At 74.7% G+C, this 16,207-nt stretch carries 14 protein-coding genes and 2 tRNA genes; 9 read left to right on the top strand and 7 right to left on the bottom strand.

Translation table 11 applies throughout. From position 1 onward, the window contains the following. Positions 1-2 precede the first annotated feature (2 nt). The 4 genes from AC3AQ1_RS00290 to AC3AQ1_RS00275 all read right to left on the bottom strand — a co-directional run bounded on the left by AC3AQ1_RS00290 (position 3) and on the right by AC3AQ1_RS00275 (position 2,468). Positions 3-76 (bottom strand) — tRNA-Pro (locus AC3AQ1_RS00290). Positions 77-97: 21 nt separating this feature from the next. After that, a tRNA-Pro gene (locus AC3AQ1_RS00285) sits at positions 98-167 on the bottom strand. A gap of 103 nt (positions 168-270) precedes the next feature. Further along, positions 271-927, bottom strand: a complete 657-nt coding sequence (locus AC3AQ1_RS00280) for a nucleotidyltransferase family protein (RefSeq protein WP_108717350.1) — start codon at positions 925-927, stop codon at positions 271-273. Next, on the bottom strand, positions 924-2,468 hold the full coding sequence (locus tag AC3AQ1_RS00275) for an amidohydrolase family protein (RefSeq protein ID WP_108717349.1): 1,545 nt from the start codon (positions 2,466-2,468) through the stop codon (positions 924-926). Before AC3AQ1_RS00275 ends, AC3AQ1_RS00280 begins: the two co-directional genes overlap by 4 nt. 180 nt (positions 2,469-2,648) lie before the next feature. Here AC3AQ1_RS00275 and AC3AQ1_RS00270 point away from each other — a divergent pair, with 180 nt between their 5' ends. The 5 genes from AC3AQ1_RS00270 to AC3AQ1_RS00250 are packed head-to-tail and all read left to right on the top strand — an operon-like array spanning position 2,649 to position 7,433. Then, positions 2,649-3,719 (top strand): ABC transporter substrate-binding protein, encoded by a 1,071-nt coding sequence (locus AC3AQ1_RS00270; RefSeq protein ID WP_108717348.1) that lies wholly within the window; start codon positions 2,649-2,651, stop codon positions 3,717-3,719. A gap of 14 nt (positions 3,720-3,733) precedes the next feature. Then, positions 3,734-4,534: an ABC transporter ATP-binding protein gene (locus AC3AQ1_RS00265; RefSeq protein WP_108719853.1), complete on the top strand. Its 801-nt coding sequence runs from the start codon at positions 3,734-3,736 to the stop codon at positions 4,532-4,534. Next, positions 4,524-5,426 (top strand): ABC transporter permease, encoded by a 903-nt coding sequence (locus AC3AQ1_RS00260; protein WP_108717347.1) that lies wholly within the window; start codon positions 4,524-4,526, stop codon positions 5,424-5,426. Before AC3AQ1_RS00265 ends, AC3AQ1_RS00260 begins: the two co-directional genes overlap by 11 nt. After that, a complete protein-coding gene (locus AC3AQ1_RS00255) occupies positions 5,423-6,319 on the top strand; it encodes an ABC transporter permease (RefSeq protein WP_108719852.1) in 897 nt (298 codons plus the stop codon). Before AC3AQ1_RS00260 ends, AC3AQ1_RS00255 begins: the two co-directional genes overlap by 4 nt. Position 6,320: 1 nt before the next feature. Further along, positions 6,321-7,433 carry an XdhC family protein gene (locus tag AC3AQ1_RS00250; protein ID WP_199916492.1) on the top strand — a complete coding sequence of 371 codons (1,113 nt, stop codon included), beginning with the start codon at positions 6,321-6,323 and terminating at the stop codon, positions 7,431-7,433. A gap of 138 nt (positions 7,434-7,571) precedes the next feature. Here AC3AQ1_RS00250 and AC3AQ1_RS00245 read toward each other — a convergent pair whose 3' ends face one another. The 3 genes from AC3AQ1_RS00245 to AC3AQ1_RS00235 all read right to left on the bottom strand — a co-directional run bounded on the left by AC3AQ1_RS00245 (position 7,572) and on the right by AC3AQ1_RS00235 (position 12,499). Continuing rightward, complete coding sequence (locus AC3AQ1_RS00245; protein WP_108717346.1) at positions 7,572-10,478, bottom strand: molybdopterin-dependent oxidoreductase; 2,907 nt, start codon at positions 10,476-10,478, stop codon at positions 7,572-7,574. After that, a complete protein-coding gene (locus AC3AQ1_RS00240) occupies positions 10,475-11,281 on the bottom strand; it encodes an FAD binding domain-containing protein (RefSeq protein ID WP_108717345.1) in 807 nt (268 codons plus the stop codon). Before AC3AQ1_RS00240 ends, AC3AQ1_RS00245 begins: the two co-directional genes overlap by 4 nt. A gap of 171 nt (positions 11,282-11,452) precedes the next feature. After that, entirely contained in the window at positions 11,453-12,499 is a 1,047-nt protein-coding gene (locus AC3AQ1_RS00235) for an MsnO8 family LLM class oxidoreductase (RefSeq protein WP_108717344.1), read from the bottom strand. A gap of 67 nt (positions 12,500-12,566) precedes the next feature. Between AC3AQ1_RS00235 and AC3AQ1_RS00230 the strand changes: the two genes are divergently transcribed. From AC3AQ1_RS00230 to AC3AQ1_RS00215, 4 genes are read left to right on the top strand one after another with little or no spacing between them, the layout of a single operon-like run. Next, positions 12,567-14,012 (top strand): dihydrolipoyl dehydrogenase family protein, encoded by a 1,446-nt coding sequence (locus AC3AQ1_RS00230; RefSeq protein WP_234417596.1) that lies wholly within the window; start codon positions 12,567-12,569, stop codon positions 14,010-14,012. Beyond that, a complete protein-coding gene (locus AC3AQ1_RS00225; RefSeq protein ID WP_108717342.1) occupies positions 14,009-14,833 on the top strand; it encodes an ABC transporter ATP-binding protein in 825 nt (274 codons plus the stop codon). Before AC3AQ1_RS00230 ends, AC3AQ1_RS00225 begins: the two co-directional genes overlap by 4 nt. Next, complete coding sequence (locus AC3AQ1_RS00220) at positions 14,830-15,483, top strand: ABC transporter permease (protein ID WP_108717341.1); 654 nt, start codon at positions 14,830-14,832, stop codon at positions 15,481-15,483. Before AC3AQ1_RS00225 ends, AC3AQ1_RS00220 begins: the two co-directional genes overlap by 4 nt. Next, entirely contained in the window at positions 15,480-16,169 is a 690-nt protein-coding gene (locus tag AC3AQ1_RS00215; RefSeq protein ID WP_108719851.1) for an ABC transporter permease, read from the top strand. The genes AC3AQ1_RS00220 and AC3AQ1_RS00215 overlap by 4 nt, the downstream gene beginning before the upstream one ends. The last annotated feature ends 38 nt before the right edge of the window (positions 16,170-16,207 follow it).

Raw genomic sequence — 16,207 nt, 5'->3', positions numbered from 1 at the left:
CGTCGGGCTGACAGGATTTGAACCTGCGACCCCCTGACCCCCAGTCAGGTGCGCTACCAAGCTGCGCCACAGCCCGTGGCATGGATTTTCAGTTGTTCTGGGCCGCCCGGGAGGGGTAAACCCCTTGACCCCCAGTCAAGTGCGCTACCAAGCTGCGCCACAGCCCGCTGGCCCGCAGCGCCGGAGCGTTCTGGGCCTCGGACAGTCTACACAGACCGAGGCACCCACCGTGACGCCACGCGTCGAGAGGCAGGTCTCAGGCCGCGCGCCTCACGGCAGCAGCGGCCCGTCACTGTCGGTCAGCGCGTCGGACTCGTTGACGCCGGGAGCGGCGTCGCTCACGCCCCGCGCCGCCTGCAGGTCGACGTCCCGCCCGTGCCACAGGTGCGCCACCTCGACCCGCTCGACCCCGGCTCGCGCGAGGTACGCACCTGCGCCCTTGTCACCCGTCACGGCCGCCGCGGTCGGCGCCCAGCTGTCTCGCCCGAGCAGCACCGGGTGCCCGGGCTCGCCCTCGTAGACCGCACGGCGCAGGACGTGGGAGTCCACGCCGTCGTGCATCACGGCGGTGACCACCGCCGGCGGCATGCCGACGAGGTCGGCGAGCGTCACCACGAGCGCGTGGACGGCCGCGGGCAGGTCCGCGGCCCAGGCGAGCCCGGCGCGCAGCGACGCGGAGACGCCCGCCTCCCAGTCGGGCGCGCAGACGACGGCGGCGCCCTCGGGCACGAGCGCGCCCACCTCCTCCCCGCGCGCGCCGACCACCACGCCGATCCGCCCCACGCCGGCGAGCCGCAGTGTGACGCAGGCCGACACGATCCACGGCACGCCCGTCTCGTCGCGCGCGAGGCCCTTCGGCCCGCCGAACCGGGTTCCCGCACCCGCCGCGAGCACGAGGCCGGCCACCTCGCGCTCGCCGTCGGTCATGCCGCCCCGCTCTCCGCGAGCCCGACCGCGGGATCGACCGCGGGCTCGAGTCGGCGCCCGCGCACCACGACCCCGCTGATCGCCGCCTCGTGCAGCCCCAGCAGCAGCGCGAAGAGCGTCTGGCGCTGCGCCGTCGCCTCGTCGTCGGCACGGATGCCGTACCGCAGCGTCATGTCGAGGGCGTGCACGCGGGTGGGGTCCACGAGCACGAGGTCCGCGTCCTTGCCCACGTCGAGGTTGCCGAAGACGCCCTCGCAGTCCAGGGCACGCGCGCCGGCGAGCGTGCCGGAGAACAGCAGCTCCGCGGGGGCGATCGCGACGGACTCCTCCCCCGGCTCGGACAGGTGCACCCCGTAGCTGGCCGCGAGCACGCCGGGGATCGACCACTCGTCGCCTGCCCCGACGTCGGTGCCCATCGCGACTGTGACGCCCGAGCGCACGGTGCGCCGCCACGGCATCGTGCCGGAGCCGAGGAACAGCTGCGACGTGGGGCAGTGCGCCACGGACGTGCCGGCGTCGCGCATCCGGGCGAGCTCGTCGTCGTGGCAGTGCACGGCGTGCGCCATGATCGTGCGCCGCCCCAGGAGGCTCTCGCCGCCGCGCCGTGAGCCGGGCAGGAACCGGCCGTCGTAGGTGTCGAGGTAGCGCTCGACCCCGTACGTGCCGAGCACCGCGGCGATCTCGCCCGTGCCGGCGCGGTTGTTCTCGCTCAGGTGGGTGTGCACGTAGACGCCCTGGTCCTTCACGGATGCGTAGAGCTCGCCGAGCGCGGCCAGCGTGTGCGCCGTGGTCGACAGGCTGAACCGCGGCACGATCGCGACCTGCACGAGGGCGGACCGGCCGTCCGACCCCGCGCCGTGCCAGCGGGTGATCTCGCGAGCGGTGAGGTCGACGGCGTCGCGCTCGCTCGTGATCAGCGGCGCGGCCGCCGGCGGTCCCACCGTCTGGATGCCGCGGCCGCTCACGGTGCGCAGGCCAGCGGCCAACGAGGTCCGGTAGAGCGCGTCCTGCGCCGCGGCGAAGGCGGACCCGAAGACCATCGCGGCCGTCGTGCCGGTCGCGATCCGGCGGGCCACGAAGTCGCGGGCCACGAGCTCGGCGAACGCGGGGTCGACCAGGCGCGCCTCGGCCGGGAAGATGCACTGCTCGAGCCACTCGAGCAGCTGTCCGCCGCCGTGGGCCGCCTGGGAGTAGGTCTGCGGAAAGTGCGCGTGGGCGTCGACGAAGCCCGGCAGGACGAAGCCCGCGCGGGTGACGCGCCACGACGTGTACTCGATCGGGAGATCGCGCCACTGCCCCACCCAGGCGATCTGGCCGTCCGCGCCCACCGCGACCGCGCCGTCGGTGATCGCCACGAGGTGCGCGTCCGCCTCCTGCACGCGCGGGGAGCCGGCGACGTGGAAGACGTGTCCGCGGTAGACGTGGCCCGGGCGCGTCTCGACGCGGTCGAGCGGGCGTGTCGGGGCGTGCTCGCGCACGTGCTCCGAGCCCGTCCCCCGGGCGGCCTCGCCCACGTCGTCACCCCGCTTCGTGTGCGCCATGCCGCCCATCGTGGCCCCGCCACAAGAGACTTCTGGCCATTTCTGCAAGCTTTCACCTGCTCGTAACAGACGCTCATCTCGCCGAAACACGCAGGGCGCGGCTCACGAAACGACCCGGACGTAGCGTCGCGGCGATCAGGGGCCCGACGCGCCCCCACGACCCCGCTGAAAGGGCCTTCCATGACCGCACCCTCCCGCCGTCGCACCCTGACCGGCCGCGTGGCGCTCGCCGCCACCGGCGCCCTCGCCGCCCTCGCCCTCACCGCCTGCGGCAGCGGCGACAGCAGCGACGCGGCCAGCGGTGGGGACGCGGACTACGGCGACCTGACCGTGCAGCTCTCCTGGATCAAGAACATCGAGTTCCTCGGCGAGTACATGGCCGACACGAACGGCTACTACACCGACGCCGGCTTCTCCTCGGTGAACCTCGTCGCCGGGCCGTCCACCGGTGTGGCCGAGCTCGTCTCGGGCTCGGCCGACGTCGCGCTGTCCGACGCCGTGTCGGTGGGCACCGCCGTCGCGAACGAGGACGCGCCGGTCAAGATCGTCGGCACCACGTTCCAGAAGAACCCGTTCACGATCCTGTCCCTCACCGACGGCGGCAACATCACGACGCCGGAGGACCTGGTCGGCAAGAAGATCGGCGTCCAGGACTCCAACACGAGCCTGTTCCAGGCGCTGCTGGCCGCCAACGGCATCGACCCGAGCAGCGTCGAGGTCGTGCCCGTGCAGTACGACGCGTCCGTGCTGACCAACGGCGAGGTCGACGGCTACGTCGCCTACCTCACCAACGAGTCCGTGATCGTCGAGCACCAGGGCTTCTCGGTGGCGAACCTGCCGTTCGCCGACAACGGCCTGCCGTTCGTGGCCGAGACGTTCACCGTGACCGACGACGCGATCGCCAACGACCGCGACCGGATCAAGGCGTTCCTCGTGGCCGAGATCAAGGGCTGGACCGACGCACTCAAGGACCAGGACACCGCGGTCGGCCTCGCCGTCGACACCTACGGCGCCGACCTCGGCCTGGACGCCGAGACCGAGGGACTGTCGGCAACCGCGCAGGCCGGGCTCATCGTCTCGCCCGAGACCGAGGCCAACGGCCTGTTCACGATCTCCGACGAGCTGCAGTCCGAGACCGTCGCCAGCCTCGCGGGCGCCGGGCTCGACGTCCAGGCGAGCGACATCTTCGACCTCTCGCTCCTGCAGGAGGTCTACGAGGAGAACCCCGACCTCAAGGCGTACGCAGAGTGAGCGCGGACGCCTCGATGGAGCCGGTGCCGCCCTTCGCGGGCGGCACCGGCGTCCAGATCAACGGGTTGTCCAAGACCTTCGCGCTCGGCACCAAGGCCGTGCAGGCGCTCCAGGAGGCCCACCTGCACACCGAGAAGGGGTCCTTCCTCTCCCTCCTCGGCCCGTCCGGGTGCGGCAAGTCCACGATCCTGCGCATCCTCGCGGGGCTCGAGGAGCCGACGTCGGGCTCGATCCTCGTGGACGGCAAGTCGCCGACCGAGCTGCGCCGCGGCCACGAGCTCGGCATCGCGTTCCAGGACTCGGCTCTGCTGCCGTGGCGCAGCGTCCGGTCCAACATCATGCTGCCGTTCGAGGTCGCCAGGGCTGAGCCGGACAAGGACTACGTCGCCGAGATGATTCACCTCGTCGGCCTCACCGGGTTCGAGAAGGCCAAGCCCGCGCAGCTGTCCGGTGGCATGCGCCAGCGCGTCTCGATCGCGCGCTCGCTCATCCTGCAGCCCTCGGTGCTGCTGCTCGACGAGCCGTTCGGCGCGCTCGACGACATGACGCGCCAGCGCCTCAACCTCGAGCTGCTGCGGATCTGGACGGAGAAGCCCGCCACCACGCTCATGGTCACCCACGGCATCTCCGAGGCGATCTTCCTGTCCGACCAGGTCGCCGTGATGTCCGCGCGGCCTGGCCGGGTCAAGGAGGTCATGACGATCGACCTGCCCCGCCCGCGGCTGCCCGAGATGCAGCGCACGCCCGAGTTCCACGCCCACGTCGACCACGCCTCCGAGCTCCTCTTCGGGAAGGTCGCCGCCGATGTCCACTGAGCTCGCGCCCCCCGGCAGCCCGCCCTCGCCGGGCACGACGACCACCGGCGGGACGCCCGACGGCGCAGCCTCGCCCCCACGCCCCGCTCGCCCGAGCGGGGGCGCCGTCCGCTCGGTGCTCACGGGCCTCGCCGGCGCCGTCGTGCTGGTCGGCGTCTGGTGGCTCGTGGCCGCCGTCGTGCTCACTGGAGTCGGCCCGGGCGAGGCCGCCCCGATCCCGACCCCGCCCGAGGTCGTGGCCGGCTGGGCGAGCGACGGCTGGTCCTTCTACGCGCGCAACTTCTCGGTCACGCTGCAGGAGGCGGCGATCGGCTTCCTGTGGGGCAACGGCCTCGCGCTCGCGGCGGCCGCGCTCGTGCTCGTCGCGCCGCGACTCGAGGGCGCGGTCATGCAGCTCGCGACCCTCACCTACTGCATCCCGATCGTCGCGATCGGCGGGCTCGTCGTGATCATCCTCGGCGCACCGCCGAGCGGGCAGCCCTCCCCCACGGCGATCTTCCTCGCAGCGCTCTCGGTGTTCTTCACCACCGTGGTGGGCAGCCTGCTGGGACTGAAGGCGGCCGACCAGGCCGCGCTCGACGTCGTGACCGTGTACGGCGGGTCGCGCTTCACCCAGCTCGTGAAGGTCCGCGTCATCGCGGCCCTGCCGCACATCCTCACGGCGCTGCAGATCGCCGTGCCGGCCGCGTTCCTCGGCGCGATCCTCGGGGAGTACTTCGGCAAGGTCGACCTCGGTATCGGCCCGGCGATGATCAACGCGCAGAACACGCTCGACGCCGCGCGGCTGTGGGGACTGGCCCTCGCGTCCGGCGCGGTCGCGATGGTCGGCTACCTGCTGTTCGGCCTCGTCCAGCGGTTCGTCGCCCCGTGGTCGAGGGGGCGGGCAGCATGACGACGACGAGCCCGCCGGGCGCCGCGGCGCAGCCGACGCGCGTCCCCGAGCCGCGGCCGCGTCCCAGCGACCCGGAGCCCGCCCAGTCCGCCGCTCGTCGCGCCCTGCTGCGCGCGATCGGCCGCAGCCTCCTGACGTTCCTCGGCACGCTCGTGACGGTCGTGGTGATCTGGTGGGGCGCGATCGTGCTGCTCGACCTCAGCTCCTACGTCGCGAAGTCGCCCCTGGACGTGGTCCAGTTCCTGTTCACCGAACCCGACGCCGCCGAGAACCGCGCCGTCGTGATGGACGCGCTCGGGATCACGCTCAACCACGCCTTCATCGGGTTCGTCACGGGTCTCGTCGCGGCCGTCGTGGGCGCCGTGCTGTTCGTCCTGTTCCGGCCCGTGGAGCAGACGCTCATGCCGGTCGCGATGCTGCTGCGCTCCGTGCCGCTCATCGCGATGGCGCCGGTCATCATCATGATCTTCGGCCGCGGCGTGGCGACGGTGGCCGTGATCGGCGGGATCGTCGTGGTGTTCCCGGCACTCGTCAACGTGGTCGCCGGGCTCAAGGCCGCACCGCCCGCGCTGCACGACGTCGTCGAGGTCTACGGCGGCTCGAGCTGGGCCATGGTGCGCAAGGTGTCGATCCCGGCCGCGATGCCGTCGCTGTTCGCGTCGATCCGGATCTCGGTGCCGGGTGCCATCACGGGCGCACTGCTCGCGGAGTGGCTCGCCACCGGGGACGGCCTCGGCGGCACGATCAACCGCGCTGCGAGCCAGGTGCAGTTCGACCTGCTCTGGGCCGGCGTCGTGGTCGTCACCCTCGCGGCGCTCGCGCTCTACGCGCTCGCGCAGGTCGTGGAGAACCTCGTCCTGGCCCAGCTCGGCATGCTGCGACCCGGGCGCTGACGTGCTCGACCACGCGGCGCGGGTCCTCGCCGAGCTGGACGCCGGGCGCAGCCTCGCGCTCGCCGTCGTGATCGGGGTGGACGGGAGCGCGCCGCACCCGGTCGGGACGTCGATGCTCGTGCTGCCACCGGTGGAGTACGCGGCGCGCGCCGCGACGGCGAGCGAACCGCTCGACCCGTGGCTCGCCGTCGGGCCCCGCGAGGTGGTGGGCAACGTGTCGGGCGGGTGTGTCGAGGCCGACGTGGTGACGCGTGCCATGGACGCGCTCGGGCTCGGCGCGGGATCGACCGCGGACCTGCCGGCGACCTGCTCCTACGGCTGGGACGCCGACCGCGCCGTCTCGCTGGGGCTGACGTGCGGGGGCGTGGTGGGGGTCGCCGTCGTGCGCCTGGACCCCGACCTGCCTGCCGACATGCGGGCGGCGTTCGCGGCGGCCGCGTCCGGCGGCGCGGCGTCGCTCGCGCTCGTGATGCACGACGGCGCCGCGCACCTGAGCACCCCGGCCCGCCTCGGCCTGGGCGAGCCGGCGCCGGGCGCGCGCCTCGTCGCCCTGCCCGACGGCGGCTCCGCGCTGGTGGTCGGGCGGGGCGCACCGCCCGCGCTGCTCGTGTACGGCGCGACCGACGTGGCGGGAGAGCTCGCGGCGTTCGGGCGCCGGCTCGGCTACCGCGTCTCGGTGTGCGACCCGCGGGCGGCGTTCCTGCGCCCCGAGCGACTGCCGGACGCGGACGAGCTCGTGCTCGCCCGACCGGTCGAGCACCTTCGCGCCACGCCCACCGACGCGCGGACCGGGGTCTGCGTGCTCAGCCACGACGAGGGCGCGGAGGTGCCGCTGCTGGTCGAGGCGCTCGGGCGCGACCTCGGGTACGTCGGGGCGCTCGGATCGCGGCGCACGCATGCGTGGCGCGTCGCGCTGCTGCGCGACGCCGGCGTGCCGCCCGAGCGGATCGCGCTGCTGCGGGGGCCGATCGGGCTGGATCTGGGCGGGCGGACGGCTGCGGAGACGGCGCTGTCGATCGTCGCGGAGGTCGTGGCGTGCGCGCACGGACGGGGCGGCGGGCCGCTGTCGTGCGGGGTCGGCGCGATCCACGGGGAGCTCGTCCGTACGCATTGACTGGTCGCCCGTGCACATTGACTGGTCGAACCGGCGGCGCCGCACCGCGACCTGCGAGAACGCGCCCGCGAACCGTCCCGGTGGCGATCTGGCCAGTCAATGTGCACGGGCGACCAGTCAATGTGACCGGGCCAGGAGTCAGAGCGACTGGACGTCCGCGCCGGAACGCGCGGCGGACTCGTCCCGCATCGCCCGCCAGACCCGGTCGCGGCTGAACGGCGCCTGCGTCACCCGCACCCCGATCGCGCGCGAGATGGCGTTCCCCACCGCGGCCGCGACCGGGTTGAACGGCGACTCGCTCATCGACTTGGCCCCGTACGGCCCGAGCGAGTCCGAGGTCTGCGCGAACAGCACGTGCGTGCGCGGCACGTCGGCGAGCTGCGGCACCCGGTAGTTGCGGAAGGCCGCCGTCAGCACGCGGCCGTCCTCGATCGTGACCTCCTCCCACAGCGCGCTGCCGTACCCCTGCGCCGCGCCGCCCTCCACCTGACCCCGGCACTGCTCGGGGTTCATCACGGTGCCGGCGTCGGCGGCCTGCACACTGCGCAACACGCGCACCTCGCCGGTCGCGGGGTCGACGGCCACGCGCAGCGCGTGCACGTTGAACGCCACCGAGCGCACGTCCCCGTTCTCCACGCCGCGCCCCACGACGCCGTGCGCGTCCCGCTCGCTGGCCGGCGCGTGCCGGACGAGCACCGCGAACGGCACGGTGCCGACCGTGGTCCGCACGCCGTCGAGCGCCATCGAGCACTCGGCCACCGGGACGCCGGTGGTGACCGCCGCGATCTCGAGGAGCCGCACCCGCAGCACCGTCGCCGCGGCGTGCACGGCCTTGCCCGCCACCGTGATGCCCGCCGAGGCGAACGCCCCGGTGTCGTAGCCCGAGGCGTCGGTGTCGGAGTGGCGCACGTCGACCTGCGCGGGGTCGGCGCCCAACGCCTCCGCCACGATCTGCCGGTGCACCGTCACGGTGCCCTGACCGAAGTCGGTGGTGCCCACCCGGATGAGGTACCGGCCCTCGCCGTCGACCGAGACGGTGGCCTCGCTGCGGTGCCCGCGCGGCGCCATCGTGGCGATCAGCGCCGTGGCCATGCCCTCGCCGACGAGCCAGCCGGGCGGGGCCGGCACGTCGTCCGGGCCGGCGAGGGCCTCCTGCGCGAGGTCGAGGCACTGGTCCAGTCCGTAGCTGCCGTAGAGCAGGTCGGGGTCCGGGTCGGGCTCGAACGTCAGCAGCGGGTCGCCCTCGCGCACCGAGGTGCGCCGACGCAGCTCGAACGGGTCGAGGTCCAGCTCCAGGGCGAGGAGGTCCAGCGCACCCTCGACGGCGAGGATCACCTGTCCCAGGCCGTAGCCGCGGAAGGCGCCCGACGGCGGGTTGTTCGTGTAGACCGCCTCGCCGCGCACACGCTTGGCGTCGGCGCGGTACAGGCTGATCGACTCGGCGCACGCGTGGAAGAGCACCCCGCGGGAGTGGTTGCCGTAGGCGCCGGTGTCCGAGACCGCCTCCACGTCCATCGCGGTCAGCGTGCCGTCCCGGCGCGCCCCGAGCCGCACCGACACCGTGAACGGGTGCCGCAGCGACGTGCGCAGGAACTCCTCCTCGCGCGTCATCTCGTACACGACCGGCCGCCCCAGGCGCAGCACGGCGGCCGCCACGAGGTCCTCGGTGAGGATCTCCTGCTTCCCGCCGAACCCGCCGCCGACCCGCGCGGTGAAGACCCGCACGCGGTCCGGCTCGAGGCCGAACACGTGGCAGAGCTCGTCGCGGGTGAGGAACGGGACCTGGCTCGACGTGCGGATGACGAGGCGGCCGTCCTCGTCCAGCCAGCCCACGCTCGCGTGCGTCTCGAGCTGGGCGTGCGTCTGCCGCTGGCTGCGCCAGACCCCGCCGACGACGACGTCACTCGCCTCGAGCGTCGCGTCGACGTCGCCCCGCTCGCCGCCGAACGAGAGCACGACGTTGCGTGCGGCGTCGTCGACGCGGTCCGCGGGCGTGCGGCCGGCGTGCAGGACCGGCGCGCCGGGGGCGCGCGCCGCGTCGACGTCGAACACGGCGGGCAGCACCTCGTACTCGACCTCGATGAGCGCGCAGGCGGCGCGTGCGGTGGCGAGGGTGTCGGCGACCACCGCGGCGACCCGCTGGCCGACGTGCCGCAGGACGTCGTCGAGCAGGCGGGTGTCGTCGGGGTCGTCGGTGCGGTGCTCGTGCCGCGCGCTGGAGTAGCGCACGTCCGGCGCGTCCTCGTGCGTGAGCACGAGCACGACGCCGGGCAGCGCCGCCGCGCGCGCCGTGTCGATCGCGCGGATGCGCGCGTGCGCGTGCGGGCTGCCGAGCACCGCGAGGTGCAGCACGCCGGCGGGCAGCTCGTCGAGCGTGAACGGTTCACGGCCCTGCACGACCCGGCGGCCCGGGCCCGGGCGGACGGACGCGCCGACCGCGTGGGGCGGCGCGGGCGAGGTGGGTGTCGAGGCGCTCGTGGGCACGGCGATCGTGTCCGGCGCGGACGCCGTGGCCGGTGTCGGCGCGGACGACACGTGGTCCGCGTCCGGCCGGCCCGCCGTCGTGGGGGTTGCCCCGGGGCACGTCCCGCACGCCCCCGCGCAGCCCGACGCCCGCGCGACGCCGGCCGTCACCGCCTCCCGGATCGCCCGGTACCCCGTGCAGCGGCACAGGTTGCCCTTGAGCCGGCGGTCGAGGTCGGGCAGGTCGGCGTGGGTGAGCTGCGACGCGGTGACCGCCAGCCCTGGCGTGCAGAACCCGCACTGGAACGCGAACCGCTCGACAAAGGCCTCCTGCACGGGGTGCAGCGCGTCCCCCGACGCGAGCCCGCCCGCCGTCGTCACGGTGCGGTCGGCCGCGCGCTGCGCCGGCACGAGGCAGGAGTGCACGGCCGTGCCGTCGAGCAGTACGGTGCACGCCCCGCAGTCCCCCGCGTCGCAGCCCTTCTTGACCTCGCTGTGCCCGAGGTCGCGCAGCAGCGTGCGCAGGCACTGGCCGGGGGCGGGCGTCGCGTCGTGGACCGCGCCGTCGACCTCGAGCCTCATGAGGCGTCCTCGAGGTCCGCGCGCACCCGCACGGCCAGCTCGGCCGCGACCGCGCGTCGCCAGTCCGCGGACCCGTGGGCGTCGGTGAACCAACCCGCGAGTGCGTCGACGTCGGTGCGCAGCCGGTCGGCCGGGACCGCGCTCGGGTAGCGCAGCACCGCCGGACGCTCGACGGCGCCCGTCACCACGTACGTGCGCGCACCGTCGTCGTCCGCGCGACCGGTCACCACCGCACCCGACCGCCCGAGCGCGTTGAGCGCGATCTTGCGCAGCGCGGTGCGCCCGCGCAGGGCTCGCTCGGGGACCTCGAGCGCGCGCAGCACACCGCCGTCGAGCGCGTTCGTCCCGTTGCCCGTGACGAGATGCTCGACGGCGAGCCGCGCCTCGGTCCCATCGGCTCGCCAGACCAGGGCCTGGGCGTCCAGGGTGACCGCCCAGGCGATGAGCGCTCCCGCGGCGAACGATCGGGCGACGTTCCCGCCGACCGTCGCGACGTTCCAGACCTTCCAGGACGCGAGAAGCGCGTTCGCGCAGTCGTCCAGGAGCGGCCACGCACGCCACGCCGGATCGGGGGCGGCGCGCAGGAGCTCGGCGATCGTGCACGTCGCGGCCACCGTGAGCCCGTCAGGCGTCCGCTCGTACGGGACCCAGTCCATGCCGGTGAGGTCGACCAGGCCCGTGACGTGGGTGTTCGCCTCGGAGTACAGCCAGGTCCCGCCCGCCAGCAGCGCCTCGCCGGGCGCCAGCGCGAGGTCCGCCCGGGTCCGAGCGACGCGGTACTCGCGCACGGCGGTGAGGTCCATCGCGCCAGTGAACCGAGGCGATGTTTCCTGAAGGTGAGGCGGGTGTGTTGCGGGTGTGACTCGCGCCGGGCACTCCACTGCACTGCACCGAACTGCACTGCACGGCGCCGCACGGCGCCGCACGGTGTGCCCTCCGGCGCCGCCCGTGCGCCACCCGTGAGCCGCGAGCGGTCAGCCCAGCAGCGCCTCGGCGAGCAGCGTGAGCGTCTCCGCGCGCCCCGGCGCGGCGTCCAGCGCGTCCTCGGCGCTCGCCCCGGCGGCGGGCACCACCATCACCTCGTCGACCCCGGCGTCGGCGGCCGCCGACGCCAGGCGAGGAACGACGTCGGACACCGCACCCACGAACCAGTGCGCGCGCACGGCGTCGCGGATCGACGCCTCGGCCTCGGTCCACGGGTAGGCGGCCGCCTCCTCGACCGTGAGCTGCGGCAGCAGCGGTGCACCGGTGCGCAGCCGCACCATCTGGACGAGCTGCGGGCCCGCCCAGGCCTCGGCCTGGGCCGTCGTGCGGGCCACCACCACGTTGACGGGCAGCAGCGAGGTCGGCTCCGGGTGCGCCGCGGAGGGCTGGTAGGCGGTCCGGTAGCGCGCGAGCGCGTCGGCGAGCCCGGGCATCCCGAAGTGGTTGGCGAACACGTACGGCAGCCCGAGCCGCGCCGCGAGGTCGGCCGAGAAGCCCGAGGACCCGAGCAGCCACAGCGTCGGACCCGAGGTCGCGAGCGGCGTCGGACGCACGGCGAACGGCCGGCCACCGATCGAGAGGGCGACGGCGTCCCCGGCCGCCGCGTCTCCCCCGCCCAGCAGCTCGCGCGCGAGCGTCACGTCCTGCACGAAGGCGTCCTCGGGCTGCTGACCCCCGCGCAGGAGGTAGGCCGTGACCGGGTCCGACCCGGGAGCCCGCCCGATCCCGAGGTCGACCCGGCCGGGCAGCATCGCCTCGAGCAGCGCGAACTGCTCGGCGATCGCGAGCGCGGTGTGGTTGGGCAGCATCACGCCGCCCGAGCCGAACCGGATCCGGTGCGTGCCCTGGGCGAGGTACGCGATGAGCACGCCCGGCACCGTCGAGGCGACGGCGGGCATGTTGTGGTGCTCGGCCACCCAGAAGCGCGTGTAGCCGGCGTCGTCGGCGAGCCGCGCGAGCGCCGCCGAGGCGCTCAGCGCCTGGGAGGTGGTCTGGCCGGTCCGGACGGGGATGAGGTCGAGCACGCTGAGCTTCACCTCTGGGCCAACCCGGGCACCCCCTCAGGTGTTCCCGTTGTCGGCGGCGGGCCGTACAGTGTCGACGGTGATCGTACGGACGTTCGACGTGGTGGTGATCGGTGCCGGCCCGGTGGGCGAGAACGTGGCCGATCGGGCGGTGCAGGGCGGCCTGACCTGCGCGATCGTGGAGGCCGAGCTCGTTGGCGGCGAGTGCTCCTACTGGGCGTGCATGCCCACCAAGGCGCTCCTGCGCCCGGGCAACGCGCTCGCGGCCGCGCGGCGCGTGCCGGGCGCCCGCGAGGCGGTGGGCTCGATCGACGTCCCCGCCGCCCTCGCGTTCCGCGAGGCCGCGGCGGCGCACGGCGACGACTCCGGCCAGGTCGAGTGGCTAGAGGGCGCGGGCATCACGCTGGTCCGCGGGCACGGGGCGCTCGACGGCGAGCGGCGCGTCCGCGTGACCCGGGCCGACGGCGAGGTCGAGACGCTCGAGGCGCGGCACGCCGTCGCCCTGGCCACCGGCTCCGAGCCGGTCGTGCCGCCCGTGCTGCGTGGCGTGGAGGTCTGGGGCTCGCGCGAGGCGGTGCGCGCCACCGCGATCCCGCCGCGCCTCGCCGTCGTGGGTGGCGGCGTGGTGGGCTGCGAGCTCGCGACGGCGTACGCGGCCCTCGGCTCCCAGGTCACCCTGCTCGTCCGCGGGGACCGCCTGCTCCCCTCCCACGAGCCCGTCGCCGGCGAGCTCGTCGCCAACGCCCTGCGCGCCGCCGGCGTCGACCTGCGCCTGGGCACGGCCGTCACCGACGCGACGGCGGGCGACGACGGCGCCGCGCACCTCACGCTGGACGGCGCAGGGAGCGCTGGCGCAGTCCTCGCCGTCGACCGCGTGGTCGCCGCGACCGGCCGCCGCCCCCGCACGCGGGACCTCGGCCTCGCGAGCGTCGGCCTCGCGCAGGACGAGGCTCCGCAGGTCGACGACACGATGCTCGTGGACGGCACCGACTGGCTCTACGCCGTCGGCGACGTCAACGGCCGTGCGCTCCTCACGCACCAGGGCAAGTACCAGGCCCGGGCCGCGGGTGACGCGATCGCCGCGCGCGCCACGGGCGCGCCGCTGGACGACGGACCATGGGGGCGCCACGTCGCGACCGCCGACCACGCCGTCGTGCCCCAGGTCGTCTTCACCGACCCCGAGGTCGCCGCCGTCGGACGCACCGCCGCGCAGGCAGAGGAGGCCGGGCTGCCGGTCCGCGTGGTCGACCTCGACCTCGGCGCCATCGCCGGGGCGACCGTGCACGCCGAGGGCTACACCGGCGCGGCGCGGTTCGTGCTCGACGCCGAGCGTGACGTCGTGCTCGGCGCCACCTTCGTGGGCCAGGACGTCGCCGAGATGGTCCACGCCGCCACGGTGGCCGTGGTGGGCGAGGTCCCGCTGCACCGGCTCTGGCACGTGGTGCCCTCCTACCCCACCCTCTCGGAGGTCTGGCTGCGGATGCTCGAGCAGGTGGGTCGCCAGAGCGCGCAGGTCCGCGCGTGATCGAGTTCGAGGGGGTCACGAAGCGCTACTCGGGCGCGTCGGGCGCCGCCGTCGACGACTTCTCGCTGGTCGTGCCGCGCGGCACCACGACCGTCCTGGTCGGCTCGTCGGGCTGCGGCAAGACGACGCTGCTGCGGATGGTCAACCGGATGGTCGACCCGACCCTGGGTCGCGTGCTGCTCGACGGCGAGGACGTCGCCGGGCGCGATCCCGTCGCCCTGCGCCGCAGCGTCGGGTACGTCATGCAGAACTCCGGCCTCCTGCCGCACCGCACGGCGGCGCAGAACGTCGCCGTCGTGCCGCGGCTCGCCGGGCGCGACCGGGCCGCGGCGCGGTCCCGGTCCCTGGAGCTCCTCGAGCTCGTCGGGCTCGACCCCGAGCTCGCCGACCGTTACCCCGCGCAGCTCTCCGGCGGGCAGCAGCAGCGGGTCGGCGTGGCGCGCGGCCTCGCCGCCGAGGGCGACGTGCTGCTCATGGACGAGCCGTTCGGCGCCGTCGACCCGGTGGTCCGCGGCGAGCTGCAGCACGAGCTGTTGCGCATCCAGCGCGAGCTGTCGCGCACCATCCTGTTCATCACGCACGACGTCGAGGAGGCGTTCCTGCTCGGCGAGGAGGTCGTCATCCTCAGCCGCGGCGGCCACGTCGAGCAGCGCGGCACGCCGGCGGACGTGCTCGCGGCGCCCGCCAACGAGTTCGTGGCCGCCTTCGTGGGCGCGCACCGGCGCGACCGTCGCCTGCGCGTCGACGAGCGCGACGGCGTGCGCCTCGTCGTCGACGGACGGGACCGCCCGCTCGGGGTGCTCACCGACGAGGCACCATGAGGTGGGCCCTGGACAACCTCGGGCTGCTCGGGCAGCTCACGATCGCCCACGCCCGCCTCGCGATCGTCCCGGTCGCCGTCGCGCTCCTGCTCGCGCTCCCCCTCGGCGCCCTCGCGCACCGCGTGCCCCCGCTGCGCGGCACGCTGCTCGGGCTGGCCGGCCTGCTCTACACGATCCCGTCGCTCGCGCTCTTCGTGCTGCTGCCGCCCATGCTCGGCATCCCGTACCTGTCCGACCTCAACGTCATCATCGCCCTCACGCTCTACGCGCTCGCGCTGCTCGTGCGCACGGTCACCGAGGCGCTGGAGTCGGTGCCGCCCGACGCCGTCGCGAGTGCGCGGGCGATCGGCTACAACGGCACGAGCATCTTCCTCGCCGTCCAGCTCCCGCTCGCCGGGCCGGTGCTGCTCGCGGGCCTGCGCGTCGCGACCGTCTCGACCGTGAGCATGGTGACCGTCGGCGCGCTGATCGGGGTGAGCAGCCTCGGTTCGCTGTTCACCGACGGCCTGCAGCGCCGGATCGTCCCCGAGGTTCTCACCGGCGTGGTGCTCACCGCGCTGCTCGCGCTGCTGCTCGACGTGCTGCTGCAGCTCGCGGGCCGTGTCCTCATGCCGTGGCTGCGCGCCGAACGGGCGGTCGCCACCGCATGAACCTCTTCGCCGACGCGCTCGCCTGGCTCACCGACCCGGCGAACTGGACCGGGCCCTTCGGGATCCCCACCCTCACGCTCGCGCACCTGACCTACACGCTCCTCGCGCTCGTCCTCGCGTGCGCCGTGGCCGCCCCCGCGGGCTGGGCGATCGGGCACACGGGGCACGGCCGCTCGTTCGCCGTCGCCCTCGCCGGGGCGGCGCGGGCCCTGCCGTCGCTGGGCCTGCTGGCGTTCCTCGTGCTGGTGCTCGGCGTCGGGCTCAAGGAGGTCGCCACCGTCGTCGTGCTCGTGCTGCTCGCGATCCCGCCGATCCTCGCCGGCGCCTACGCCGGCATCGACGCGATCCCGCGCGGCACGCTCGACTCCGCCCGAGGCGTCGGCATGACCGGGTGGCAACGGCTCTGGCGCGTCGAGGTGCCCCTCGGCCTGCCCCTGCTGCTCGGCGGCGTGCGCGGCGCGAGCCTGCAGGTCGTGTCGACGGTGATGATCGCCGCGTTCATCGGGCTGCCCAACCTGGGCACCTACCTCATCGCCGGGCAGCGCCTCGGCGACTACGCCCGCATGCTCGCGGGCGCCATCCTCGTGGCGGCCCTCGCCCTCGTGCTCGACGGCGTGCTCGCCGTCGCGCAGCGCCTCGCCGTGCCACGCGGCGTGCGCATGGCCACGGCCGCGGTACCCGCATGACCCCCCGTCCGAGCCCCGTCCCCGTCCAGCCTCGTCCC

It is taken from the genome of Miniimonas sp. S16 (genome assembly GCF_057748195.1).
This window is presented reverse-complemented; position numbering and strand designations above follow the sequence as displayed.